At 58.6% G+C, this 25,051-nt stretch carries 19 protein-coding genes; 15 read left to right on the forward strand and 4 right to left on the reverse strand.

Features of this window, described 5'->3' with window-relative positions:
• Nucleotides 1–37: 37 nt before the first annotated feature.
• Together GOV80_RS14680 and GOV80_RS14685 are read right to left on the reverse strand one after the other, a co-directional pair.
• Nucleotides 38–295, reverse strand: a complete 258-nt coding sequence (locus tag GOV80_RS14680; protein WP_170773377.1) for a DUF4242 domain-containing protein — start codon at nt 293–295, stop codon at nt 38–40.
• 29 nt (nt 296–324) lie between these two features.
• A complete protein-coding gene (locus GOV80_RS14685; RefSeq protein ID WP_170785829.1) occupies nt 325–3,873 on the reverse strand; it encodes an adenylate/guanylate cyclase domain-containing protein in 3,549 nt (1,182 codons plus the stop codon).
• Nucleotides 3,874–4,226: 353 nt separating this feature from the next.
• Between GOV80_RS14685 and GOV80_RS14690 the strand changes: the two genes are divergently transcribed.
• The 15 genes from GOV80_RS14690 (at nt 4,227) to GOV80_RS14760 (ending at nt 22,259) form a co-directional block, all read left to right on the forward strand.
• Nucleotides 4,227–5,477 carry an ABC transporter substrate-binding protein gene (locus GOV80_RS14690; protein ID WP_170773381.1) on the forward strand — a complete coding sequence of 417 codons (1,251 nt, stop codon included), beginning with the start codon at nt 4,227–4,229 and terminating at the stop codon, nt 5,475–5,477.
• 102 nt (nt 5,478–5,579) lie between these two features.
• On the forward strand, nt 5,580–6,473 hold the full coding sequence (locus GOV80_RS14695; RefSeq protein WP_170785832.1) for a carbohydrate ABC transporter permease: 894 nt from the start codon (nt 5,580–5,582) through the stop codon (nt 6,471–6,473).
• Nucleotides 6,473–7,354, forward strand: a complete 882-nt coding sequence (locus GOV80_RS14700) for a carbohydrate ABC transporter permease (protein ID WP_170785834.1) — start codon at nt 6,473–6,475, stop codon at nt 7,352–7,354. Before GOV80_RS14695 ends, GOV80_RS14700 begins: the two co-directional genes overlap by 1 nt.
• A 6-nt stretch (nt 7,355–7,360) precedes the next feature.
• On the forward strand, nt 7,361–8,473 hold the full coding sequence (locus GOV80_RS14705) for an ABC transporter ATP-binding protein (RefSeq protein WP_170785836.1): 1,113 nt from the start codon (nt 7,361–7,363) through the stop codon (nt 8,471–8,473).
• Between the two features lie 26 nt (nt 8,474–8,499).
• Nucleotides 8,500–10,089: a GMC family oxidoreductase gene (locus GOV80_RS14710; protein ID WP_170785838.1), complete on the forward strand. Its 1,590-nt coding sequence runs from the start codon at nt 8,500–8,502 to the stop codon at nt 10,087–10,089.
• Nucleotides 10,090–10,374: 285 nt separating this feature from the next.
• Entirely contained in the window at nt 10,375–11,304 is a 930-nt protein-coding gene (locus tag GOV80_RS14715; protein ID WP_336510168.1) for a sugar kinase, read from the forward strand.
• A 93-nt stretch (nt 11,305–11,397) separates the two neighbouring features.
• Nucleotides 11,398–12,375, forward strand: coding sequence for an NAD(P)H-dependent flavin oxidoreductase (locus GOV80_RS14720; protein ID WP_170785840.1), 978 nt, complete (start codon nt 11,398–11,400; stop codon nt 12,373–12,375).
• Nucleotides 12,376–12,448: 73 nt separating this feature from the next.
• Nucleotides 12,449–13,627, forward strand: coding sequence for an acetyl-CoA C-acyltransferase (locus tag GOV80_RS14725; RefSeq protein WP_170785842.1), 1,179 nt, complete (start codon nt 12,449–12,451; stop codon nt 13,625–13,627).
• A gap of 95 nt (nt 13,628–13,722) precedes the next feature.
• Nucleotides 13,723–15,228, forward strand: coding sequence for a class I adenylate-forming enzyme family protein (locus GOV80_RS14730; protein ID WP_214648028.1), 1,506 nt, complete (start codon nt 13,723–13,725; stop codon nt 15,226–15,228).
• Complete coding sequence (locus GOV80_RS14735; protein WP_170785844.1) at nt 15,221–16,408, forward strand: acetyl-CoA C-acyltransferase; 1,188 nt, start codon at nt 15,221–15,223, stop codon at nt 16,406–16,408. Before GOV80_RS14730 ends, GOV80_RS14735 begins: the two co-directional genes overlap by 8 nt.
• A 5-nt stretch (nt 16,409–16,413) precedes the next feature.
• Nucleotides 16,414–17,142, forward strand: coding sequence for an IclR family transcriptional regulator (locus GOV80_RS14740; protein ID WP_170785846.1), 729 nt, complete (start codon nt 16,414–16,416; stop codon nt 17,140–17,142).
• A gap of 15 nt (nt 17,143–17,157) precedes the next feature.
• Complete coding sequence (locus GOV80_RS14745) at nt 17,158–19,218, forward strand: 3-hydroxyacyl-CoA dehydrogenase NAD-binding domain-containing protein (RefSeq protein ID WP_170785848.1); 2,061 nt, start codon at nt 17,158–17,160, stop codon at nt 19,216–19,218.
• 2 nt (nt 19,219–19,220) lie between these two features.
• Entirely contained in the window at nt 19,221–20,408 is a 1,188-nt protein-coding gene (locus GOV80_RS14750; RefSeq protein WP_170773403.1) for an acyl-CoA dehydrogenase family protein, read from the forward strand.
• Between the two features lie 3 nt (nt 20,409–20,411).
• The gene (locus tag GOV80_RS14755) at nt 20,412–21,470 is read left to right on the forward strand and encodes an acyl-CoA dehydrogenase family protein (RefSeq protein WP_170785850.1); all 1,059 of its coding nucleotides are present in this window, start codon (nt 20,412–20,414) and stop codon (nt 21,468–21,470) included.
• Nucleotides 21,471–21,473: 3 nt separating this feature from the next.
• A complete protein-coding gene (locus GOV80_RS14760) occupies nt 21,474–22,259 on the forward strand; it encodes an oxepin-CoA hydrolase, alternative type (RefSeq protein WP_170785852.1) in 786 nt (261 codons plus the stop codon).
• Nucleotides 22,260–22,338: 79 nt separating this feature from the next.
• Here GOV80_RS14760 and GOV80_RS14765 read toward each other — a convergent pair whose 3' ends face one another.
• Together GOV80_RS14765 and GOV80_RS14770 are read right to left on the reverse strand one after the other, a co-directional pair.
• Nucleotides 22,339–23,682: a TRAP transporter large permease gene (locus tag GOV80_RS14765; protein ID WP_237215859.1), complete on the reverse strand. Its 1,344-nt coding sequence runs from the start codon at nt 23,680–23,682 to the stop codon at nt 22,339–22,341.
• Between the two features lie 15 nt (nt 23,683–23,697).
• Nucleotides 23,698–25,029: a TRAP transporter small permease subunit gene (locus tag GOV80_RS14770; protein WP_170785854.1), complete on the reverse strand. Its 1,332-nt coding sequence runs from the start codon at nt 25,027–25,029 to the stop codon at nt 23,698–23,700.
• Between the last annotated feature and the right edge of the window lie 22 nt (nt 25,030–25,051).

Here is a 25,051-nt window from a genome sequence, read left to right on the forward strand (position 1 = left end):
GTCCGGCGGGTACGCGCCTTTTATCGTTTGCGAGAACTCAGGCAAAAACGCCGGGGTCGATGCGATCTACCGGAGTAATCACATCTGCCGGAATATTCAGCCGTTTGGCGGCCTGTCTCAGGCTTTCTTCGTCAGGGGCCTCGTAAAGGCAATAAGTCTTGCGCTTGTCCGCGCTGAGGAAAGAAAAGATCCATTCGATCCCTTCTTCGTCATTTATTTCTTTAATATGAGCTTTGTCGCCTTCGGTCAGGTTTACCTGTTCGGCGAATTGGCGTTCAATAATATACCTTGGCATATTTCCCCCCCAGGAAATGAAAACAGGGTTCAGCTTGCAGTTCCTTCAAGCCTTTCCCTAAGGGAAACCATACTCAATTTCTGAGCTGTTGCCAACGCCTCGGCCTCGAGATGGATGGCCTGTTCAAGGTTGTCCTTGCCGCCAAGCCTGCGCAAAGCCGCCGCATAGGCGGCTTTGCTGTGTGCCACCCAGGGCGGGCAATCCATGTCCGTGTCAATCTGGATTGCCTTGGTAAACATCCGTTCTGCAGTTGGCCAATCTTCAAGCAATGCAGCCAGATTTCCCAACCGCCGCGCACCCGCGCCAGTACATACCGTCGTTGCCCCAGCGGTAATGGTGAGGTCTTCGTAAGGGGCCAACATCTCGAACAGCGTTTGCGCGTGCGTGGTATGACCGACTGCGACGCAAATATCGGACAGATAGGACAATGTGGTCGAATACATGGCGTCTGACGGCAGATAAAATCCGCTCTCGGCGACCTCGTTCAGGATGCGTTCAGCGGGGTCATGAAACCCCAGTTCAGCTGCGATGACGCCAAAACCGGGCTTCCAGGTCATGTCGTCAGCGTTTTCATCCATCAGTTTTTTAATGACCGGAGCCACTTCGTGCAAACGGCTTTGTTCTCGGCGCAGGGTGAACATCTGAACGCCAAACACGCCTTCGATATGTTTCCCGTGGGTTTTGCGGCCGATTTTTACCGCCTCGGTAGCTAGCTTTTCGGCCTTGCCAAAGTCGCCCTCCATGATCGCTATCATTGCTCGGGCATGGGTCTGAACCCAATAGAGCTGCAAGTGATTGTCTTTCTGGGAGACCTCGGTCAGCAGTTTCAATGACCGGTCCAGCAGAGCCCGGTCAGCCATTTCAGCCCCAACAAACAGGCTGAGAGTGCGGTCCCGACCCTGATCAATCGAGCCAAGATGCTGCGCTACTTCGTGCATCTTGTCCAGATGTTCCCGCCATTTGTGCCTTTCGTCGGCGGGTCTTGCGATAAATGGCGCGCCGTATTGCATCATCATGACCGAGAACTGGGATTTGTTGTCTCCAAGCTTGGCGGCAAGCTCCATCGATTCCTGGGCGTATCGGGCGCCCTCTGAGGCTTGACCAAGGAACAGACAGGCGCGGGCAAGCTGACTTTTTAGCTGGCACTGGCGTCTTTCGTCTTGCGCGGGCAGCTTTTTCAAAGCAGCCTCGCACAGGGAAATCACTTCGCCATGTCGTTGCCCAGCCATCATGCAGGAATCCGAAAAATGCAGGGCTACGTCGGCGGCCAATTCGACATCCCCAAGGGCATTTGCCGCGTCCGAGGCGCTTTTGAGTTCCGCAATGCCTTCGGGTAGCTGTCCCAAACTATCAAAGCTGCGCCCGACAAGAACAGTTGCCCGGATTGTTTCGGACTGATTGTCGCCTTCAAGGTTCCGTGCTGCATTCAGCGCCTCGTGCGCGTTAGTCATTGCCTCGTGACTGGCGGAACGAGCCAGCGCCATTTCAGTTGCCGCCTGCCATTTTTTGAACGCCGCACTCCAGTCTTCGGCCTCGGTCAGGTGTCGGGCGACAAGTTCAGGTCGACGTTCAATCTCGGCGGACCGCAACTCTGCCAGCGCCTTGGCAACATGGGCATGCTGCGCCCGCCGAGTTGTGCTGAGCATGGATTGATAGGCAGTGTCGCGGATCAGTGCGTGACGGAAAACGAAGTGACCTCTGGAGTTGCCGCTTTCGAAAACAAGTCCGGTTTTGCACAGTTCGTCCAGGCCCTTTGCGGTGTCGACCGTGGCATCCGTCAGTGCTGCACTCAGCAGGCCAGGTTCAAACTCGCGCCCGATCACCGAGCCTGTCAGTGCCACCTGTTTCGCGTCTGATGAAACCGCATCCAACCGCGCCATCAACGCGCCTTTTAGTGACGAAGGAACAGCCACTGCACCCTGCCCACCTGTGGTTAGATAGGCGCGGGTCAGTTCTTCGACGAATAGTGGGACGCCGTCCGTCTTTTCTATGATCAGCTGAACCAGATCGGTGTCAGGGGTTTTACCCGAGACGTTGCGGATCAAGTTCGCCACATGGTCTGGATCAAAGCGGCGCAGGTGTAGGGTTTGAGTGTGTGCTTCCCCTTCGTCCCGCGCAAGATCCCAGCCCGGGCGGTGAGTGATCAACATCATCAATGGCAGGTCCGAGCAGATGGACTTGAACCTTTCCAGCAGGGCGTTTGTCGAAGGGTCAATCCAATGCGCGTCCTCAACACACAATACAACCGGTCGCACAGTTGAGCGGGCTTTGACCGTGTCGATCAACGTCTGGATGGTCAAATCCCGCTGTTCCTGTGGTGACAGATCAAGAATCTTTTCGGCCACATCACTGTGTGGGGCGACCAGTGCCGCAAAAACTGGCAGGACGTGATCCAGTTCGATCCCTTCGCGTTTCTCAAGCATGGCGCGGACCAGCTCTACCACCCGATCGTCATCCAAGTCCGGTCCGACACCTGCATCCTGCGAGATGCGCTCGGTCACCGGGTGAAAGGGGCTGCTGGTCAGATAGGGCGAGCAATTCAGTCGTAAGACGTCTGCTGTCGCAGCGATGTCGTCGCCGCTCAGAAACTCTTCCGTCAGGCGGGATTTGCCGATCCCGGCTTCGCCAGACAGCAGGACGACCTCACCATGCCCGGCAGAGGCCCGTTGCCAGGTTTGGTGCAGGATACCTTTTTCGAAGTCCCGCCCGATCATTTCCGAGCTTTCACTTTCACGATGCAACGCCTGAAAACGGCTGTCGGCGCTGCGCTCGGCCGTGACCTGCAGCAAGGTACGCGGGGTGTCAAAGCCCTTTAGCGAAACAGGGCCAAGTGAGGAAATCGAAAAGACCCGTCGCAGGCTGGCATCAGAATCCTCGCTTGTAGTTACCACCGTGTTCGGCTGCGCGTTTTCCTGCAACCGCGCCGCCAGGTTCAGAACCGGACCGGTCATTGCGCCCTCTTCGAAGGTATTTTCACCAACGGCGTCGCCTACGACCACGTCACCGCTTGCGATACCGATCCGAACGGACAAACGCTCGCCGTCAGGAGATTTCAGGGTTTTCACGTGCGCAACTGAATCCAATCCCGCCTTCACCGCGCGGATGGCGTGGTCTTCATAGGCCTGTGGCCAACCAAAAAAGACCAGCAATCCATCGCCCAGATACTTGGCGACATAGCCGCCAAAACGCGTCACTGCCCCAGCGACACTGTCTTGATAACTTTGCAGCAAGGCGCGCATATCTTCGGGATCGAACTTGTTTGTCAATTCGGTCGATCCGACAAGATCGGCAAAAAACACGGTCAGATGGCGTCGCTCGGCAGCAGGTGCTCGGGTTTCGGTTTCACCGGGTTTGTTTCCATCTGGTGGGGCGTTTGTGATGGGCAATCCGGGGTTGCCATCCAACTTTGCTATGGCGGCGAGGACGATCTTCCTGTGGCCAAGGGACAAGCCAAGTTCTTTGAGGTCTTCATTTGAGAGCAGCGGTAGGGCACGTGCATCGACGTCATTTTGCAGGAACGTGTCAGCATACTGCTCCATTCCAAGGTCTTTCAGCCATGACGTGACTTCAAAACTCATTTCGTGATCATGCGGGCTATTGGCCCACGGATCAAGCCAAGCGACGTTTCGATCTGGCGGCCCTGCCATGTGCCCGAACGAACCGATCGAAAAGACTCGGGTATTTGAAACCCTTCTTTTGACTTTGGCGTTCAAAACACTGGACGAAGCCGGTTCCTTGATCAATGATAGCGCTGACATTCACTTTGGCCGGGACTTCGGTAAGAATGAACTTAAGTGTTTGGGAGTATTTCGCCGAGAAAACGCAATAAACGTTTCGGGTGAATGTGCGGTTGGAGGATGGCCGCAAGACGGAAGAAAGGGACCCCGAAAAGGGGCCGTGCAAAAAAGATCGCATATTGGGAGGAAAGAAAATGCGTAACTTACTGAAAACAAAATCTCTGATTGTGGCAGGGCTGTTGTGCACCACCAGCCTGGCGCAGGCGGAAGAGGTTGAGGTTCTGCACTGGTGGACGTCCGGCGGTGAAGCCGCCGCACTGAATGTTCTGAAAGACGACCTGTCCGGGCAGGGTATCGGCTGGACCGACATGCCTGTCGCCGGTGGCGGTGGTGAGCAGGCGATGACCGTTCTGCGTGCCCGTGTCACAGCCGGGAATGCCCCGACTGCCGTTCAGGCACTGGGTTTCGACATTCTGGACTGGGCCGATCAGGGCGCATTGGCGGACCTGAACGAAGTTGCAGCCAAAGAAGGTTGGGACGATGTGGTGCCAGACGCATTGAAGGCTTTTGCCAAGCATGACGGCAAGTGGGTTTCGGCTCCGGTCAATGTGCATTCGACCAACTGGGTGTGGGCAAACAAGGCGGTCCTGGATGCAAACGGTATCGCCCAGCCCACCAACTGGGACGAGTTCGTCGCGGCTGTCGAAGCGCTGAAAGCCGCCGGGATCACCCCGATCGCCCATGGCGGTCAGGCCTGGCAAGACGCAACCGTGTTTGACGCAATCGCGATGTCAACCTTGGGGGCGGACGGTTACAAGGCGGCGTTCATTGATTTGGACGAAGAAACGCTGGGCAGTGATGCTATGAAAGAAGCGTTCGATCGCATGTCCTTCATCGCCGCCAATGTGGACGAGAACTTCTCGGGCCGCGACTGGAACCTTGCCACCGCGATGGTGATCAATGGCGAGGCCGGTTTCCAGATGATGGGTGACTGGGCCAAGGGTGAATTTCTGAACGCGGGCAAAGTTCCGGGTCAGGACTTCCTGTGCTTCCGCTTCCCCGGCACGCAGGACCAGGTCACCTTCAACGCCGACCAGTTCATGATGTTCGACCAAGGCGGTTCGGTTTCAGCCGAGCAGGCAGCGTTGGCCAGCGCCATTCTGTCGCCAAGCTTCCAGATAGCATTCAACAAGGTGAAGGGTTCCGTTCCGGCCCGGACCGACGTGGATGGCAGCGACCTGGACGCTTGTGGTCAGCAAGGCATGAAGGATCTGGCCGCCGCTGCATCGTCTGGCAACCTGTTCGGTTCTATGGCGCACGGACACGCGGCACCGGCTTCAGTGAAAAACGCGGTCTATGACGTCGTGACGGCGCATTTCAACGGCGAGTATGACAGTGAAACAGCTGTGACCGAACTTGTCGACGCGGTTTCCATCGCCAAATAATCCCGACTTGAACCTTCTGACGGGGCGGCTGCCTGGCCGCCCTGTCTTGAAAGGGGCGGGATAAGCCCCAAAACACCAACTCTGGAACGAGGAGGGCGCGCCATGGCTGTTTCAGCCGACGCGGATTTCAAGACACGCCTTCAGAACTGGATTCCCAAACTGGTCCTGTCGCCTTCACTGGCGATGGTTCTGGTCTTTGTCTACGGGTTCATCCTGTTCTCGGTCTACCTGTCCTTCACCGACAGTCGTATTCTGCCCAGCTTCGGCTGGGTCGGCTGGGAGAATTACGACAAGCTCTGGCGATTGAGCCATTGGGAAACCTCGCTCATCAATATGGGGATTTTCGCGGGGCTTTATATCGTGATCTGCACCTGCATCGGCTTGGGATTGGCGATCTTCCTCGATCAGAAAATTCGCGGTGAAGGCCTGCTGCGTCCAATTTACCTGTATCCGATGGCGCTCAGCTTCATCGTGACCGGAACGGCGTGGAAATGGTTCCTCGATCCCGGCATCGGGCTGGAAAACGTGATGCATACTTGGGGTTGGACCAGTTTTGAGTTCGATTGGATCAAGAACCGCGACTTTGCGATTTACACCGTCGTGTTGGCGGCGGTCTGGCAGACCTCGGGCTTTGTCATGGCGATGTTTCTGGCTGGTCTGCGGGGTATCGACAATGAAATCCTGCGCGCGGCGCAAATGGACGGGGCGTCGAACTGGAACCTCTATCGTCGGATCATCATCCCGCAGCTGAGGCCCGCTTTCCTGTCGGCTTTCGTGATCCTCAGCCACCTCGCGATCAAGACTTTTGACCTTGTAATCGCGTTGACCGGCGGCGGTCCGGGCCGCGCGACCGAGCTGCCCGCAACCTTCATGTATTCCTACACGTTCACGCGGAATCAGATGGGGATTGGCGCAGCCTCGGCCACGATCATGCTGATGACCATCGCTGCGATCATGATCCCTTATCTCTACGCTGAATTGCGGGAGAAACGCTGATGTCTCAGACTTCGCAAGACACCGCAATCCGCACGGGCCGCGTCACGCGCACGCTGATCTATCTGGTTTTGCTGCTGTTTGCACTGTTTTACCTCTTGCCGCTTTACGTGATGCTGGTGAATTCGGTCAAACCCTTGGAGGAAATCACTGGCGGCGGCATGATGAACCTGCCAGAGGTCTTCACGCTCGAGCCGTGGCTGCAAGCCTGGTCCTCGGCCCAGATCGGGGTCGAACCGACGGGCTTGCGCCCGTATTTCTGGAATTCGATCAAGATGGTTGTGCCCGCCGTTATCGTCTCGACCATTTTGGGCGCGCTAAATGGATACGTACTGACCAAGTGGCGCTTCAAGTATGACACCATCCTGTTCGGGCTGATGCTGTTTGCCTGTTTCATCCCATTCCAGATCGTTCTGATCCCGATGGCGCGGATGCTGGGCCTGATGGGCCTAGCGGGCACCACATGGGGTCTGGCACTGGTGCATGTGGTTTACGGCATTGGCTTCACCACGCTTTACTTCCGAAACTACTATGCCGTTTTCCCTACCGAACTGATCCGGGCGGCACAGATCGACGGGGCGGGGTTCTTCCAGATATTCTGGCGCATCCTGCTGCCCAGTTCAGGCCCTATCGCGGTGGTGTCGATCATCTGGCAGTTCACCAATATCTGGAATGACTTCCTGTTTGGCGCGTCATTTGCCGATGCCAACAGCCAGCCAATGACGGTCGCGCTCAACAATCTTGTGCAGTCGTCGACGGGGGTAAAGGAATACAACGTACATTTTGCAGGCGCCATTCTGGCCGCGCTGCCAACGCTGCTCGTTTATATCGTGGCCGGTCGTTACTTCGTCCGCGGCCTGATGGCGGGTTCAGTGAAAGGATAACGGACCATGGGTTTTCTTGATATCGACAACGCAACCAAGTCCTACGGTGCGGTCGAGGTGTTGCACAAGGTGGACATCTCGGTGCAGGAGGGCGAGTTTCTGGTGCTCGTCGGGCCCTCGGGCTGCGGCAAGTCCACCCTTCTGAACATGATCGCGGGGCTGGAAGAGATCACCAGCGGTGAGATCCGCATCAAGGATCAGGTGATGAACGGGGTTCATCCCTCAAACCGCAACATCGCCATGGTGTTCCAGAGCTACGCATTGTACCCCAACATGACCGTGGGGCAGAACATCACCTTCGGACTTGAAATGCACGGCGTGCCGAAACCCGAACGTGAAAAGGCCATGGCCGAGGTTGCCAAGCTGTTGCAGATTGAGCAGTTACTGGATCGTAAGCCGGGCCAATTGTCGGGCGGTCAGCGTCAGCGCGTGGCCATGGGGCGGGCTTTGGTGCGCAACCCTGATGTGTTCCTGTTCGACGAGCCTCTGTCCAATCTGGACGCCAAGCTGCGCGTCGACATGCGGACCGAGATCAAGAAACTGCACCAGAACCTTGGCACGACCATTGTCTACGTGACCCATGACCAGATCGAGGCGATGACCCTGTCCAGCCGGATTGCCGTCATGAACGGTGGCTACGTGCAACAACTGGGCACTCCCCAAGAGATCTATGACACCCCCGCCAATATCTTCGTCGCCACCTTCATGGGGTCGCCTGCGATGAATGTGGTGCCTGCCAAGGTGGTGATGGTGGATGGGTGCCCCCATGCCGAGGTTGCCTTGCATGACGGCGCGATGGCGCAACTGCCGTTCAGCCAGGACAACCTATCCCATTGGGACGGGCGCGACATCCTGCTTGGTATCCGACCCGAGACGATCACGGATGTTGACGGGGCAGATCGGAAATCGTCGAATATCGCGCAGATGACCAATCGGATCGTCGTGACAGAACCGGCGGGGTCCGACACATTTGTGTCCATGACGCTGGGTGGTCGGGATGTGATTGCACGCATGCGGTCGGATGCCGAGGTTTCGCCTGCGCAGGACTTCACCTTTGCGGTCAACATGGAAAAAGCGGTGGCCTTCGATCCTGAAACCGAAAATCGCATTCAGGGATAATCCACTGTGATGAAGGTCCTAAACGCATGACAACCGGCTACGACTTTATCGTCGTAGGCGGGGGGTCTGCCGGGTCCGTCATCGCCGCACGCCTTTCGGAAAACCCCGATCTGAGGGTCCTGCTGCTTGAGGCCGGAGGCGGCGACCGTCATCCCTTGTTCCACCTGCCCGCAGGCTTCGCCAAGATGACCAAAGGCATTGGGTCATGGGGGTGGAGCACCGTGCCGCAGCAACACATGCAGGGCAAGGTGTTCACCTATACACAGGCCAAGGTGATCGGTGGAGGCTCGGCCATCAATGCCCAAATCTACACCCGCGGAGCGGCACAGGACTATGATGACTGGCGTCAGATGGGCTGCGAGGGTTGGGGTTACGCGGACGTTCTGCCTTATTTCAAGAAATCCGAAGACAATGACACATATGGGGGAGAGTTCCACGGCCAAGGCGGCCCGTTGGGGGTTTCCATGCCCGCAGCCCCTCTGCCGATCTGCGATGCGTTTATCGAGGCCGCCGGTCAGTTGGGCATACCAAAGACAACAGATGTGAATGGGGCCAAGCAGGACGGGGCGGGGTATTATCAACTGACCCAGCGCAGTGCGCGTCGGTCCTCTGCCGCGATGGCCTTTCTTGCGCCCATACAGTCGCGGCCCAACCTGACCATTCAGACACACGCGCAGGTGCGCCGGATCACGGTTGAAAACGGTCGGGCAACGGGCGTCGAATTGCTGGACGGCCGCAAAATCGTCGCTGAGGCTGAGGTGATCCTGTCCTCGGGGGCCATCGGCTCGCCCCGGTTGTTGCAACTTTCGGGTATTGGTCCGGCGGAGGCGCTGAGAGCTTTGGGAATTGATGTCGTCTATGACCAGCCCGATGTCGGGGCGAATTTGCAGGATCATCTGGACCTCTATGCGATATGCGAGGTTACGGGCCCGCATACCTATGACCGTTATGCCAAGCCGCATCTGTCAGTGCTGGCGGCATTGCAATACCTGCTCACGCGCAAGGGCCCGGTTGCCTCAAGCCTGTTTGAGACGGGTGGGTTCTGGTATGCAGATGAAAACGCCCGCTCACCCGATATCCAGATGCATCTGGGCCTTGGCACCGGGATCGAAGCCGGTGTCGCGGCAATGCCAAATGGCGGTGTGACGCTGAACGCCTGTCATTTGCGGCCACGGTCACGGGGATCGGTTCGGTTGCGCAGTGATAATCCCGCCGACATACCTCTGATCGATCCGAATTACCTGTCAGATCCTTATGATCGTGAGATGTCCGTTCGCGGGCTGAAATTGGTGCAGCAAATTCTGGCACAGGAGGCGCTGAAACCCTACATTCTGGCCGAACGCCTTCCGGGGCCGGATGTGCGCACGGACGAAGACTATTTCAATTTCATCTGCGAACATTCCAAAACCTCACACCATTGCGCCGGCACTTGCCGGATGGGCGGCGATACCGGAGCTGTTCTGAACCCGCGTTTGCGCTTCAATGGGATCGAGGGGCTGCGGGTCGCAGATGCGTCGATCATGCCAACTGTCAACTCATCAAACACAAACGCGCCGTCGATCATGATCGGCGAAAAGGCTGCAGATATGATCAAACAGGACCACAACGTCTTCTAAAAAATGGCCATGCTGACGGGTCTGGATTTCTCGTGGTCCAGGGCCCATGGTCGATGGGTCTGAAAGGGCGCGCTACAAGAAACCGTTGTCGATTGCGATACATTGACGATACAAGGTTGTTATCGCCATCAATCCGTTGGAATTTTGAATGATAAACCCGCATGTGAGTGACGGAATCGCTGAGTATTTTTTGGCCCGTTCTCGCATCGCGAAGGCGTTTCTTTTGCCAGATAAAATCTGCTGCGCGCGGCCGCCCGGCGGAAAGCCCGAATTGGAGGTTGCCCAGTGTTAGCGTTTGGATCCCGAAAGGCGCTCGCTATCGGCGAAGCGATGATCGAAATGGCGGATGTAGGCAACGAAACCTATCGCCGGGGCTTTGCCGGCGATACGTTCAACACCGCTTGGCACATGGCACAACTACTTGGGGATGCGGCCGAGGTCGGGTTTGTTACCAAAGTTGGCATGGATTCCGTTTCAGATGCTTTTGTCGAGCAGTCGCAGCAGGACGGGCTGGATGTCTCGGGTATTGGTCGATCAGAGGCTCGTACGATGGGTCTTTACATGATTGAGCTTGATGGGGTTGAGCGCAGTTTCCAGTATTGGCGGGATACGTCAGCGGCGAGGTTGTTGGCTGACGATCTGGAATGGCTGGAACAGGTCGTGACCGGTGCAGGGTTGATCCATCTGTCGGGTATTACACTGGCCATTTTGTCTGAGCCCGCCCGTGAAACTCTGTTTGAAGCTTTAACCAAGGCGCGGGCGCAGGGAGCGATCGTGTCATTCGACCCTAACGTGCGCCCGCGACTATGGAGGTCTGCTGAAGAAACGCGGGCTGTTCTGGCCAGGATCAATACGCTCACCGATATCGCGCTCCCCAGCTTTGACGATGAAAGCGCCCTGTGGGGCGACGAGTCGCCGGTTCAGACAGTTGAACGTTTGCGTCGCGCTGGCGTCGTTGAAATTGCCGTCAAAAATGGCGCGGCGGCTCTGACGGCGTTTTGCGACGATCATCTGAGCGAAGTTCCGACCCAATACGTGGATGGTGTTCGCGACACATCGGGTGCCGGAGACGCATTCAACGCTGGATATCTTTCCGCTCGGTTCAAAGGCTGTGATCAGGAAAAGGCAGTTCATTGGGGGCAGAGGACGGCGGGCGAAGTTATCCGACATTTCGGCGCGCGCATTCCCAAGGACAGAATGAAGGAAATAGACTGATCATACAGTCTTGAGGCAGAACCTGTTCCCAAGACGGTTCTTTGGCATAGATGGCAGATTGAACGATCGAAGATTAAATTTGAAGGGCAGAGTATGAAAACCCGAATTACCGAGCTGTTCGACATCCAACACCCCATCATGCAGGGGGGAATGCACTACGTGGGTTTTGCAGAACTGGCGGCTGCGGTCTCAAACGCGGGCGGGTTGGGGACGATCACTGCACTGACACAGAAGACACCCAAAGATTTGGCCAATGAGATCGCGCGTTGCAAGGACATGACCGACAAGCCTATCGCGGTCAATGTCACCTTTCTGCCAACGGTAAACGCGCCCGACTACCCGGCCATCATCAAAACAATCATCGATGGCGGGGTGCAGATTGTCGAAACGGCCGGACGCAATCCTGTGCAGGTGATGCCCTACCTCAAAGAGGCCGGGATCAAGGTCATCCACAAATGCACGTCGGTTCGCCATTCGCTGAAAGCGCAAGAGATCGGCTGCGATGCGGTGTCAGTCGACGGGTTTGAATGCGGCGGTCATCCGGGCGAGGATGATATCCCGAACATGATCCTGTTGCCGCGCGCAGCGGATGAACTGGAGATCCCCTTTGTCGCATCGGGCGGGCAGGCGGATGGGCGCAGTCTTGTGGCTTCGCTTTCGATGGGGGCGGACGGGATCAATCTGGGTACGCGGTTCATCGCCACGAAAGAAGCTCCGGTGCATCAGAACGTCAAGGATGCCATCGTCGCGGCCTCGGAACTGGACACACGCCTTGTCATGCGCCCCTTGCGCAACACTGAGCGCGTTCTGACCAACACAGCCGTCGAACGTGTTTTGGAAACGGAGCGTGCCAAGGGTACGGAGCTACAATTCGAGGACATCATGAATGAAGTGGCAGGTGTCTATCCGCGCGTCATGCAAGATGGTGAGATGGATGCAGGCGCGTGGTCCTGCGGGATGGTTGCGGGGTTAATCCATGACATCCCTACCTGTCAGGAATTGATTGATCGGATCATGTCGGATGCCAACGAGATCATCACAGATCGTTTGGCCGCTTTTAGCCGGGATTGATCCGGGCGGAGTGCCATTCTTGCTACAAAGCGAGGGTGTCGCCAAACACTAAAGCAAAAGGAGAACCTACCAGATGAAACAAGCCGTTCTGGTTTCAACCGCCCGCACGGGTTTGGCCAAGTCCTTCCGGGGTGGGTTCAACAACACGTTTGGGGCCTCTTTGATGGGGCATTCGATCCAACATGCGGTTGACCGCGCCGGCGTAGATCCTGCCTTGATCGAAGATGCCTTCATCGGGTGCGGGTTTCCCGAAGGCACGACCGGCGCAAATATCGCCCGCCAGTCGGTGCTGCGCGCAGGGTTGCCCGTGACCGTGGGCGCGACGACCATCAACCGGTTCTGTTCCTCGGGCTTGCAGGCGATTGCCATGGCAGCGCATGCAGTGGTGCAGGACGGGGTGCCTGCCGCGATTGCGGGTGGGGTGGAATCCATCACGCTAAGGGATCAGACACCGGGGCCTTTTGACCGCGACCCGTGGCTGTTGGAACATAAGCCCGACGTTTATCTAACCATGATCGAAACCGCTGATATCGTGGCCGCGCGCTATGGTGTCACCCGCGAAGCGCAGGACGAACTGGCGTTGGAAAGCCAGAGACGCACCGCCGCGGCCCAAGCCGCCGGTAAGTTCGACGATGAGATCGTGCCGATGCAGGCGGTGCAACGGGTCAAAGACAAAGAAACTGGCGAAATCTCAGAAAAAGCCGTGACCATTGACCGGGACGATTGCAACCGGCCGAATACGACGCTCGAAGGTCTGGCCGGGTTAGAGCCGGTGCGCGGTGCGGACCAATTCGTAACGGCAGGGAATGCCTCGCAACTGTCCGATGGGTCGTCGGCCTGTGTGGTGGTAGACTCGGATTTCGCGGCGCGGGAAGGGCTGGAGCCGTTGGGTGCGTTCATGGGCTTTGCCGTTGCCGGGTGCGAGCCAGATGAGATGGGCATTGGCCCGGTTTTCGCGGTGCCGCGTCTGCTGAAACGCCATGGATTAACGGTGGATGACATCGACCTGTGGGAGTTGAACGAGGCTTTCGCCTCGCAAGCGCTGTATTGCCGTCAAACGCTGGGGATTGATCCTGAGATTTGTAATGTGAATGGCGGCTCGATCTCGATCGGGCATCCGTTTGGGATGACCGGCGCGCGGATGGCCGGCCACCTGCTGATCGAGGGCCGACGCCGCGGGGCGAAATATGCCGTGGCAACCATGTGTATCGGTGGCGGAATGGGCGCGGCGGGCCTTTTTGAGGTATTCTGACGAGTTTGTGTTCTGCATTGCGGAACAGAGTGCCGAATATTGACGCCTTTCTGACGGATTGCTAGAACAGTCGCACCGCATCTGAGGAGAATGCGTTGCACCGAATTCACCACTTGATCGACGGCAAGGACCCGGCAACGCTGGCGATCATCGACCATGATGAAACGCGGCTCAGCTATGAGGAGTTGCGGGGCGCGGTAAGGGAGGCCGCCCGGATGTTACGGGCGCATGGCGTGCGTCCGGGCGACCGGGTTGTTGTACTGGCCGAGAACTGCGCCACTTATGCGGCAGTTGTTCTCGCGCTCAGTGACTTGGACGCGTGGATCGTCCCGCTGAATGCGCGCGCGACCGAACAAGAGGTCGACACGGTCATCGCCCATTCTGGCGCGCGTTGCGTGATTTGCACATCGGATGAGTCCGATGCTGCGCGGGCCCATGCGCAACGGCTGGGGGCCGTTTCGTCGGGGCAGCTGAGCTGCGGGTCTCTTGTGATTTCACCTTTGCGGGAAGAAACGCCCGAACCGGTCGAAGCCGGCGCGGGGCAGGTCGCAGCGATCCTCTATACTTCCGGCACCAGCGGCGCACCCAAAGGGGTGATGCTGACCCATGATAATTTGCTGTTCACGGCCAACGCCTCGAAACAACGTCGGCAGGCAACGGCGGCCGATCAGTCGCTGGTGGTTCTGCCGGGGACACATATTTTCGGGTTTTCCTCGATCATCCTGACCACGTTACTGGCGGGCGGCTGCCTGCGGTTTCAACCCCGGTTCGATCCGGCGCAGGTGATCGCTGGGCTGCATAGCGGCGCAACGATGCTGTCGGGCGTGCCGCAGATGTTTGCGTTGATCCTCAAGCATTGCAAAGACAAAGGCATAGACCGCGTGGACAGCGGATTGCGCTATCTGTCTTCGGGGGGCTCGCCTCTGGACCCAAGCTGGAAGCGCCGGGTCGAGCGGATATTCGGTTGCCCGATCCATAACGGCTATGGGCTGACTGAGGGGTCTCCGGGCATTGCCACCACGCAGCCCGAGAACCCACCGCAGGACGACTCGGTAGGTCCTGCTTTGCCGGGGATCGACGTGCGGTTGGACAATCCCGGCGCGGACGGAGTCGGCGAGTTGCTGGCGCGTGGACGTAACATCATGAAGGGATATTACCGTAATCCGGAAGCAACCGCGCAGGCCTTTACCCCGGACGGCTTCCTGCGCACTGGTGATCTGGCGCGAATAGAGGAAGACGGGCGCATCTACATCGTAGGGCGCTGCAAAGAGGTCATCATCCATTCCGGCTTCAACGTTTACCCGCCCGAGATCGAAGCCGCGCTGAACGCCCATCCATCCGTCACGCAAGCCGCCGTTGTGGGCCGCGCGCGGGATGGGAATGAGGACGTGCTGGCCTTTGTGACCCTACGCGTTCCAGCGACCGTGGCCGAGTTGAAGGCTCATCTGGGGGAAACTCTGGTCCGCTACAAAATCCCCCATCACATTGTTGTCACCGACGCGTTGCCAGAAGCCGCGACGGGGAAAATTCTGAAACACAAGTTGGTTCAGGCCTTTGCGCCCGAACTGGCACAACTGGATCAAGAGGCCAAGAATGCTTGACGCTTACATATATGACGGGCTGCGCAGCCCTTTTGGCCGCCATGGCGGTGCGCTGGCCTCGGTTCGGCCCGACGATCTGGCCGCACAGGTGCTGGAGGCGCTGGTTCAGCGCAGTGCTTTTGATGCTGCTGAGATTGAGGATGTCATTCTGGGCAATGTCTGCCAGTCGGGCGAAGACAGCCGCAATGTCGCCCGCTACAGCGCTCTGCTGGCCGGTCTGCCGGTCGAGGTCGGGGGGCAAACCGTCAACCGCCTGTGTGGTTCGGGCATGTCGGCGGCGCTGGACGCGGCGCGGTCGGTTACGGTGGGCGAGGCGCCTTTGTATGTGGCGGGCGGTGTCGAAAGCATGACCCGCGCACCCTTCACAATAGCCAAATCTGAAACTCCCTATGCCCGTCAGACCCAAATCTACGACAGTGCCATTGGTGCGCGGTTTCCCAATCCGCGCATTGCCCAGATGCATGGCGAATATCCAATGCCCCAGACCGCCGACAATCTGGCGCAGGATTACCAGATCACCCGCGAAGCCTCGGATCAGTTTGGATACGCCTCTCAGGTCCGGTTCGAAACCGCCCGCGCGCGGGGGTTCTTTGATGCCGAGATCACTCCGATCACGATCAAAGGCCGTAAAGGCGCGACCCATGAGGTGACGCAGGACGAACATCCTCGCCCGGATGTACAGCTTGAGAAAATGGCATCGCTGCGCACGATCTTTCCCGAAGGTGTGACGACGGCGGCCAACGCCTCGGGCGTCAATGACGGCGCGGCGATGCTGATGATCGGCGCCAAGACCGACCGTGCCAAGCCACGCGCCCGTATCGTGGCCGGTGCTATCGCAGGCGTGCCGCCCCGGATAATGGGGATCGGGCCGGCGCTGGCCATCCCAAAGGCCTTGGACCGCGCGGGACTGACCATGAACGACATGGACCTGATAGAGATTAACGAGGCATTCGCCGCGCAGGTTCTGGCCTGCTGCAAACATCTGGACCTGGACCCCGCTGACAGCCGCCTGAACCCGAACGGAGGCGCGATTGCGGTTGGGCATCCGCTGGGCGCGTCAGGTGTGCGGATCACCCTAACCGCTATGCGCTATCTTGAGGAAACCGGCGGGCGCTATGCCTGTCTGTCCATGTGCATTGGCGTAGGGCAGGGGATCGCGCTGATCCTCGAGCGCGTCTAAGCCGGATGCCGGACGCGGAACGAGACCGCCGCTTCGCCGCGACCCTGGCCAAGGGGCTGCGGATCATGCAGGCGTTCAAGCCCGACGATGCATCGCTGGGCAACCGCGAATTGGCCCGGCGCACGGGTATGCCGCCCTCGACCGTGGCGCGGATGACGTTCACGCTGGCCTCGATGGGGTTTCTGGAGCAGTTGCACCCGTCCGAGGCGTACCGGCTTGGGCCCTCGGTCATGGCGCTGGGGTACACGGCGCGAGCGGGATTGTCCTTTTTGCCAATGGCCGAAAACATCATGCAGCAGTTGGCTGATGACACTGGCGTTCTGGTCGCCCTGACAATGCGCAATGGTGATGCGGTGATGCTGACGCGCTGCTGGCGGCCGCGAAACGCGTCGTCACTGTGGTTGAGTGAAGGGCATCGCATTCCGATGGAACAAAGCGCGGCGGGCCGCGCTATTCTGGCCGTGGAACCCGCGCAAGCGCGGGAAACGGATCAGGTGCGCAGGGATCGCGAACAGTTGGAAAGCATGGGCTATGTTTCGTCTCTGGGCGGGTGGAACCGGGCCGTCAACGCCTGTGCGGTTCCCTTCAGCCCCGCCCCCGGCGCGCCGCCCTTTGCGTTTCTCTGCGGGGCCAACACGTCTGAGTTGAACCGCGAGAAACTGGAACAGATCGTGGGGCCGAAACTGCGCGACACGGTACAAACGCTGGGGCGCAGCCTAGGCATATGTGGTTGAGAACAGGAGGTTTTTATGGCAGCGGTTGAAACAAAGTTCGAAGGTCAGGTTGCGCTGGTGAAAATCGACAACCCGCCAGTCAATGCGGCGGGGATTGATGTGCGCATCGGGTTGGTGAATGCGGTGCGCGAACTGGAGGAGGACGATCGCGTCAAGGTCATCGCGCTTTATGCGGCGGGCCGCACCTTTGTGGCGGGCGCCGACATTCGGGAATTCGGCCAACCTCCGAAACAGCCTATGCTGCCTGAAGTTTGCGAAATCCTTGAGGCCAGCGCCAAGCCCATTGTCTGCGTATTGCACGGCACGACCTTGGGCGGCGGTCTTGAGATCGCGCTGAGCTGTCAGGCACGGGTCGGGATCAAGGGTCTTAAGTTGGGTCTGCCCGAGGTCAATCTGGGTCTTCTGCCCGGTGCTGGCGGCACGCAGCGCCTACCGCGGCTGGTCGAAGGGATGACCGCGCTGACCATGATCACCTCGGGGAAACCGATTTCCGCCGAGGCCGCGTTAGAGGCCGGACTGCTGGATGATCTGCAGGATGGCGTCCCGGCTGAGGTCGCTCTGGCCGCCGGCCGGCAGGTTTTGGACGGCGCGCTTACGCCCCGAGTAACGGCGCATCTTGAAAACCGCATAACCACTAACGATCTGGACGCCTTCCGCGCAAAGACAAGGGGCGAGGTCGCGGAACGTGCCTTGAAAGCGGCCGAGGCCAGCAACTTGCCGCTGTCTGATGGACTAAAAGAAGAGCGGCGTCTATTCACCGAGGCTATGGCGAGCAATGCCCATAAGGGCCTGAAACACGCCTTTTTTGCCGAACGGGCCGTTTCTCATATCCCCGAATCCAAGGCCGAGGCGCGCGATTTGCAAACCGGTGGGGTGATCGGCGGCGGTACCATGGGGTCGGGCATTGCCACTGCGATGCTTCTGGCCGGGATGCCGGTCACCCTCATCGAGATGGAAGAGGGCCGCGTGGCCTTCGCGCGCGATACGATCACCAAGAACCTCGAGGGTGCTGTGAAACGCGGCAAGCTGAACGCGGAACAGCGCGATGCGACGCTGGCGAAACTGACTTGCACCACCGATATGTCCGCGCTTGCCGATGTGGATGTGGTGATCGAAGCGGTATTTGAATCCATGGATGTCAAGCGCGAGGTCTTTGGCAAGCTGGATCAGATCTGCAAGCAAGGGGCGATTTTGGCGACTAACACCTCGTACCTGGACGTGAACGAAATCGCTGGGGTTACTAGCCGACCGCAGGATGTGATCGGGTTGCATTTCTTCTCACCCGCGCATGTTATGCGCCTTCTCGAGGTGGTGGTGGGCAAGGATACCGCGCCTGAAACTGTGGCAACCAGCTTTAAACTGGCCAAGAAACTGCGCAAGGTCGCGGTCCGGTCCGGGGTTTGCGACGGATTTATTGGCAACCGCATTCTCGCGCATTACCGCAAGTCGACGGCCTATATGCAGTTGGACGGCGCGCCATTTGAACAGATCGACGCGGCACTTGAAGATTTTGGTTTTGCCATGGGGCCGTTCGCTGTGTCCGATCTGGCGGGTCAAGATATCGGATGGGCCACGCGCAAACGTCAGGCCGAGTTCCGTCCGGACGAAGAGCGCTATGTCGAGATTGCCGACCGAGTGTGTGAACAGGGTTGGTTCGGGCGCAAAAGCGGCAAGGGTTTCTATATCTACGACGGCAAAAATCGCAGCGTGAACCCGGCCGTGGCGGAATTCGCACAGGCCGAGCGGGAGGCCAAGGGTATCGCTGCCCGCAGTTTTACCGATGCCGAAATTGTGGATCGTTATATGGCCGCGATGGTGTCCGAGGCCGCGCGGGTGGTCGAAGACAAGATCGCACTGCGCCCGATCGACGTGGATGCGGTCTTTCTGTTTGGCTACGGTTTCCCGCGCCACTGGGGCGGTCCGCTGCAATATGCTGACATCACCGGGTTGGCTGTCATCGTGCAGCGGATCGAACAATATGCGCAGGAAGACCCCTATTATTGGCAGGTGCCCGCCCTGCTGCGCGAACTGGTCGAGGCGGGCAAAACCTTCAACGACCTCAACAAAGAGGGCTGAGCATGGACCTGAGTTTCACCCCCGAAGAAGAGGCTTTTCGCGCTGAAGTCCGCGCCTTTCTGTCGGAAAACCTGAGCCCGGAGCTGGTCCGAAAAGGCCGTAACTCGGAAAGTCTGACCAAAGAGGAAATGGAAGGTTGGCATGCCCGGCTGAATGCGCGGGGCTGGCTTGCTGTGACCTGGCCCACCGAATATGGCGGCCCCGGCTGGGGCGCGGTTGAGCGGCATATTTTTGACGAAGAATGCGCCCTCGCCAACGCCCCGCGCATCGTGCCCTTTGGCCTCAATATGCTGGGGCCGGTGCTGATCAAATTCGGCACCAATAAGCAAAGGGCTGAGATTCTGCCACGTATTCTGGATGGCTCAGACTGGTGGTGTCAGGGCTATTCAGAGCCGGGCGCTGGCTCGGATCTGGCCAGCCTGAAAACTCGCGCGGTGCGGGACGGGGGTGACTACGTCATCAACGGTCAAAAAACCTGGACCACGCTGGGTCAACACGCCAACAAGATCTTCTGCCTTGTGCGCACGTCGACCGAGGGCAAGCCGCAGGAAGGCATCAGCTTTGTTTTGGTCGATATGGACGCCCCCGGCGTTGAGCTGCGCCCGATCAAACTGTTGGAAGGCGGGCATGAGGTGAACGAGGTCTTTTTCACCGACGTACGGGTGCCGGTGGAAAATCTGGTCGGTGAAGAGAACAAAGGTTGGACCATCGCCAAATATCTGCTGACGCATGAGCGGACCAATATCGCGGGTGTCGGGTTCTCGACCCGCGATCTGGAAAAGCTCAAGGACTTGTCGCAGATGCTGGTGCGCGCGGGCAGGCCCTTGGCGCAGGATCCGTTGTTCGCCGCCGAAATGGCCGAGGTCGAGATTGATTTGGAGGCGTTGCGCGTGACGAACCTGCGGATGTTGTCGGCGGCCAAGGAAGGCGCGGCCTCGGGTACGCAAAGTTCGATGCTGAAGATCAAAGGCACGGTGATCCGGCAGCGGGTACTCAGCTTGACGCGTACTGCCCTGGGGGCAGCCGCCGCGCCGTTCCCCGTTGAAGATCTGCCCGAAAACGCGGTGACGGTGCCCGAAGACGCCCGGCGTGCGGCGGCGAGCTATTTCAACAATCGAAAACTCTCGATCTTCGGTGGATCGAACGAAATTCAGCGCAACATCATTGCCAAAGACCTGTTTGGAGGCTGACCTATGGATTTCAACTTAACCGAAGACAGGCAGATGTTGTCGAACACGGTGAGGCGCTATCTGGCGGATCAGTATGATTTCGACACCCGCTACGGCGTGCTGGACGCTGCGCCGTTCCATTCCCCGGCCAAATGGGCTGAACTCTCCGAATTGGGCCTGATCGGTGCCTTTGTCCCGGAACAGCAAGGCGGCTTTGGCGGCACAGGTTTCGACATCACAACCATATTTGAGGAGCTGGGCCGTGGTCTGTGCCCCGAGCCGATGCTGGCCGCGTTGATGTCGGCTCGCGCCGCCGCCGATTGTGGTGCTGCAGCCTTGGTTGAAGAGTTGGTCACAGGTGGAAAGCGGATTGCTTTGGCTGTGTTTGAACCGGATGCGGACAGTCTGGCGTTGATCCGCACCAGCGCAGACAAATCCGGCGATCACTGGGTGCTGAATGGTCGTAAATCGGTGGTCTATGGATTGCCTGGGGCAGATGGCGTGCTGGTCGCAGCACGCCTTGACGAGGGGCTTGGCCTGTTTCTGGTCGAAAATCCTGAAACCGTCGACTATGCGATGATTGACGGCGGTGGAGCAGGGGAGTTGATCCTCGACAGCGCAACCGCCATTTGCCTGAGTGAGAATGCTGGTGACATCATTGAATCCGCCCTGAACGCGGGTCGGTTGGCGCTGTGTGCCGAGGCTGTGGGCGTGATGGAGGTGTTGGTCAACATGACGGTCGATTACCTCAAGCAGCGCACGCAGTTCGGGCGCCCGATTGCCAGTTTTCAGGCGTTGCAGCATCGTACGGTCGATATGGCCATCGAAATGGAGCAATGCCGCTCGATCACTATTCTGGCAGCAAGCAAACTGGGCTCCGACGCCGAGGCGAAGTATATCGCAATGGCCAAGAACCTGATCGGACGCGCAGGCACGATGATTGCAGAAGAATGCATTCAGCTTCACGGAGGGATCGGAATGACCTGGGAATATCCCGGCTCGCACTACGCCAAACGATTGATGATGATCGACCACCAATTGGGCGATCACTATGCGCAATTGCACCGTGTCATGGCGAGCTGATCCATGAGCGAGGCTGTTTTGTTCGAAGCTCGCGATGCGGTGCTGATCATCACCATCAATGAACCGGCACGGCGCAATGTTTTGTCGCGTCTGGTCTATGAACCGATTGAGGCAGCGCTGCGCGACGCTACCGCAGCTGAATCCGGCGTCCGCGCCGTGGTGATTACGGGTGCGGGTGGGTTTTTTTCTGCCGGGGGCGACTTGCGGATGCTCAAGTCCCGTCGCGAAATGACCCTGCCGGAGCGTGAGGCACAGATTGAATACCTGCACCGTATGATCCGGGCCATCCGTGCGTGCCCTGTCCCGGTGATTGCGGCTGTGGAAGGGGGGGCCGCGGGGGCGGGTGCTTCATTGGCATTTGCCTGCGACATGATCGTTGCTGCGGAAGATGCAAAGTTCACGCTGGCCTATGTCAAAGCGGGGCTAGTGCCTGATGGGGGTAGTTCGGGATTCCTGACCATGAACTTGCCACGTCAACTTGCAACCGAGATGTGCCTGACCGGCAGGCCTGTTCTTGCCCCGCGCATGTATGACGTAGGCGTCGTGAACCGGGTGGTTGTACACGGTTCGGCGTTGGACCAGGCATTGGAGCTAGCACGGGATCTGGTCTCGGGACCGCCAGAGGCGCAGGCGGCGATCAAGGCGCTGCTCTCTGCCCCCGATACGGCCGAGTTTGAGGCACATCTGCTACGCGAACGCCGAGAGATGGGCCTTGCTCTGGGCCGGGACGAAGCGCTGGAAGGCATCCGCGCGTTTGAGGAAAAGCGTAAGCCGGACTTCACGAACTGAACCAATAGAAAATGACGGCAGAGACCGACAGAACGGTCAAACGAAAACGGGCGGGAGAATTCCCCGCCCGTTTTTTTGTCTACCCGTAGACGATATTGGGTAACCACGTCACAACCCACGGGAACATCATACAGATGACCAATCCGACAATCTGCAGGAACAGGAAGGGCAGCGCCGCCTTGAAGATATCCGTCATCGGAATCGACGGTGGGGCCACGCCGCGCAGATAGAACAGCGCATACCCGAAGGGCGGCGACAGGAAGCTCATCTGCATGTTTACCAGATAGAGCACGCCAAACCACAGCACGAGATCGTTAGGGTCATCAAAGCCAAAGGCCGCAGCCCCCAGCGCCTTGATGATCGGCACAAAGATCGGAACGCACAGCAACAGGATGCCGACCCAATCCAGGAACATGCCCAGCACCACCAGCAGGATTTGCATAACGATCAGGATACCCCAGGGCCCCAGACCTGCACCTTGCATGGTTTCCTGCACGAATTGCTGTCCCCCCTCCAGCACGTAGAGACCCACAAAGATCGTGGCGCCGAACATGATCCAGATCACCATGGCCGAGGCTTTCAGAGTGGTCAGGCATGCCTCGCGCACGGTGGGCCAGTCCAGCTTGTTGTGGATCGCAGCCACGATGAACGCGCCAAAGGTGCCAATACCCGCCGCCTCAACCGGGGTTGCAACGCCCGAGAAGATCACGCCCAGAACAATTACGATCAGCGCAATGGGCGCGGACATCTTGCCCAGCAGGCGCATTTTTTCTCGGTTCGAGATACGCTCGTCAACCGGGATTGGCGGGCCAAGCACCGGATTGATATAGGACCGCACTACAACGTAGATGATATACATGCCCGACAGCATCAGGCCGGGAATGACCGCGCCGATGAACAGCTCCCCCACCGATTGTTCGGCAACAACGGCGTAGATTATGGCCAGAATGGAGGGCGGGATCAGAATGCCCAGCGTCCCCCCGGCCATGATCGAGCCCATAGCGATCTTTGTGTCATAGCCGCGTTTCAGCATGGCGGGCAGGGCGATGATCCCCATTGTCACCACAGCCGCGCCGATTACACCGACCATGGCCGCCAGAACGGTCGAGGCGATGATCGTGGCCGCTGCAAGGCCGCCTTTAAGACCGCCAAGCACCTTGTAGATCACATCGAACATATCGTTGATGATCCCGGCCCTTTCCAGCATTGAGGCCATGAAGATGAACAAGGGAATGGCGGATAACTGATAGTTCGTCATCAGCGGGAAAATCCGGCTGGGCACAATGTTCAGTGCACGCGCATCCCCCAGAACGAACAGAAACACACAGGCCAGGCCTCCGGTCACAAAGGCCAGCGGCAGGCCTGCCATGAGCAGAACCAGCAGCGAGCCGAACATTACGAGCGTCAACAGCTCGATGGACATATCAAGACCCATCGGTCAGTACCCCCGTGCGATCGTTCGGATGTCTTTGGACAGTTTCGACACCCCTTGCAAAATCAACAGAACCGCGCCCACGACCATCATCCATTTCATTGGCCACAGCGGGATTTCCCATTCGTTAAAGCTGATCTCGCCCCAGCGGATGTTCGGATCGGTCCAGTCGCCGAAGGTCAGTGCGCCGAACATCTGGAAAAAGCTCATCTCGCCCCGCGCCCAGTCTGAGACGACGGAGTTACCGGTCGGAACCGCAATCGCATCCATCGCGAAGATGTAGGACGTCACCAGCAGGGTTCCGGCGAAGATGAAGAAGAAGACCGAGGTGAACAGGTCCGCCCATGCCCGTTTCGGCTTGGTCAGCGGTGCATAGAAGATGTCCACACGCACATGGCTTTCGGTCAGCATCGCATAGGACCCGGCGATCAGGTACTGCATCCCGAACATCAGATACATGGATTCATGCGCCCAGTTGGTGGGGGCGTTGAATACATAGCGGACGATCACCTCGTAGTAATAGACGAATACAGCGATCACGGCCCAATAGCTGACGAACTCACCTGCATAGAGAGACAGGCGGTCAATCCAGTTCTCGGCATAATCCTGGTCCGCCTTGCGTGCACCGGGGTCCATTTCCGCAGCCCGTGCAGCGGTTTCTTCGTCAATCTCCATCTCGGGCTCATGTGGATCCGCGGCCGCCTTGACGCGCGCATTGGCCACAAGGCGCGGCAGCATCAGCGCATCAATCGCCATAAAGGCAAGAATGGTGTAGAACGCATAACGCGCCACCGAACTCCAGAAGGCCCGATCAGCACCGGCGACTTCGGCCAGCGGTTGCGCCTCGGCCAGCGCTGCCTCGGATTCCGCCAGCCGTTCGCGTCCGGTCTCAATAGCTTTTTCCGCCCGATCCAAAGCGCGTTCTGCCCGGCGTTTTTGCAGCGCAGTGCCATCCTGCGCAGCCTCGGCGGCGGCGCGAAGGTCTTCCAGCCCTTCCTCGGCGGTTGCAACCCGTTCGGTTTCGCGCGTGATCGTACGCTCGGCCTGACGGACGATATTGACCGCGTTCGAGAATTCGTTGCGGGCCGTGCGCTCTTCTCCATTGGCGAACAGGATCAGCAGGAAGACGGGTAGATAGACCAACCCCAGCAAGCTACGCAGGTAGAAGCGGTGCAGGCCCAGCATTCCCCCGGTGACAAGGATCAGATAGCCCAAAGGCAACCCATAAGTGCGTTTTTCTGGTTGGGCTTTGCGTGCCAGCACCATGGCCAGGGCCGGGAAAGCGATTAGTCCGACCCAGTATAGCCAGTGCGGCAGCGTGAAATCGACGCTCGGCATAGTACGTTCCGAATTCCAAAGA

Source organism: Ruegeria lacuscaerulensis, from assembly GCF_013034685.1.
GTDB lineage: Bacteria > Pseudomonadota > Alphaproteobacteria > Rhodobacterales > Rhodobacteraceae > Ruegeria > Ruegeria lacuscaerulensis_B.

What these genes read in the sequence shown, in the direction of transcription:
- GOV80_RS14680 (WP_170773377.1), bottom strand. Translation starts at nt 295, where the DNA reads ATGCCAAGGTATATTATTGAACGCCAATTCGCCGAACAGGTAAACCTG.
- GOV80_RS14685 (WP_170785829.1), bottom strand. Translation starts at nt 3,873, where the DNA reads ATGAGTTTTGAAGTCACGTCATGGCTGAAAGACCTTGGAATGGAGCAG.
- GOV80_RS14690 (WP_170773381.1), top strand. Translation starts at nt 4,227, where the DNA reads ATGCGTAACTTACTGAAAACAAAATCTCTGATTGTGGCAGGGCTGTTG.
- GOV80_RS14695 (WP_170785832.1), top strand. Translation starts at nt 5,580, where the DNA reads ATGGCTGTTTCAGCCGACGCGGATTTCAAGACACGCCTTCAGAACTGG.
- GOV80_RS14700 (WP_170785834.1), top strand. Translation starts at nt 6,473, where the DNA reads ATGTCTCAGACTTCGCAAGACACCGCAATCCGCACGGGCCGCGTCACG.
- GOV80_RS14705 (WP_170785836.1), top strand. Translation starts at nt 7,361, where the DNA reads ATGGGTTTTCTTGATATCGACAACGCAACCAAGTCCTACGGTGCGGTC.
- GOV80_RS14710 (WP_170785838.1), top strand. Translation starts at nt 8,500, where the DNA reads ATGACAACCGGCTACGACTTTATCGTCGTAGGCGGGGGGTCTGCCGGG.
- GOV80_RS14720 (WP_170785840.1), top strand. Translation starts at nt 11,398, where the DNA reads ATGAAAACCCGAATTACCGAGCTGTTCGACATCCAACACCCCATCATG.
- GOV80_RS14725 (WP_170785842.1), top strand. Translation starts at nt 12,449, where the DNA reads ATGAAACAAGCCGTTCTGGTTTCAACCGCCCGCACGGGTTTGGCCAAG.
- GOV80_RS14735 (WP_170785844.1), top strand. Translation starts at nt 15,221, where the DNA reads ATGCTTGACGCTTACATATATGACGGGCTGCGCAGCCCTTTTGGCCGC.
- GOV80_RS14740 (WP_170785846.1), top strand. Translation starts at nt 16,414, where the DNA reads ATGCCGGACGCGGAACGAGACCGCCGCTTCGCCGCGACCCTGGCCAAG.
- GOV80_RS14745 (WP_170785848.1), top strand. Translation starts at nt 17,158, where the DNA reads ATGGCAGCGGTTGAAACAAAGTTCGAAGGTCAGGTTGCGCTGGTGAAA.
- GOV80_RS14750 (WP_170773403.1), top strand. Translation starts at nt 19,221, where the DNA reads ATGGACCTGAGTTTCACCCCCGAAGAAGAGGCTTTTCGCGCTGAAGTC.
- GOV80_RS14755 (WP_170785850.1), top strand. Translation starts at nt 20,412, where the DNA reads ATGGATTTCAACTTAACCGAAGACAGGCAGATGTTGTCGAACACGGTG.
- GOV80_RS14760 (WP_170785852.1), top strand. Translation starts at nt 21,474, where the DNA reads ATGAGCGAGGCTGTTTTGTTCGAAGCTCGCGATGCGGTGCTGATCATC.
- GOV80_RS14765 (WP_237215859.1), bottom strand. Translation starts at nt 23,682, where the DNA reads ATGTCCATCGAGCTGTTGACGCTCGTAATGTTCGGCTCGCTGCTGGTT.
- GOV80_RS14770 (WP_170785854.1), bottom strand. Translation starts at nt 25,029, where the DNA reads ATGCCGAGCGTCGATTTCACGCTGCCGCACTGGCTATACTGGGTCGGA.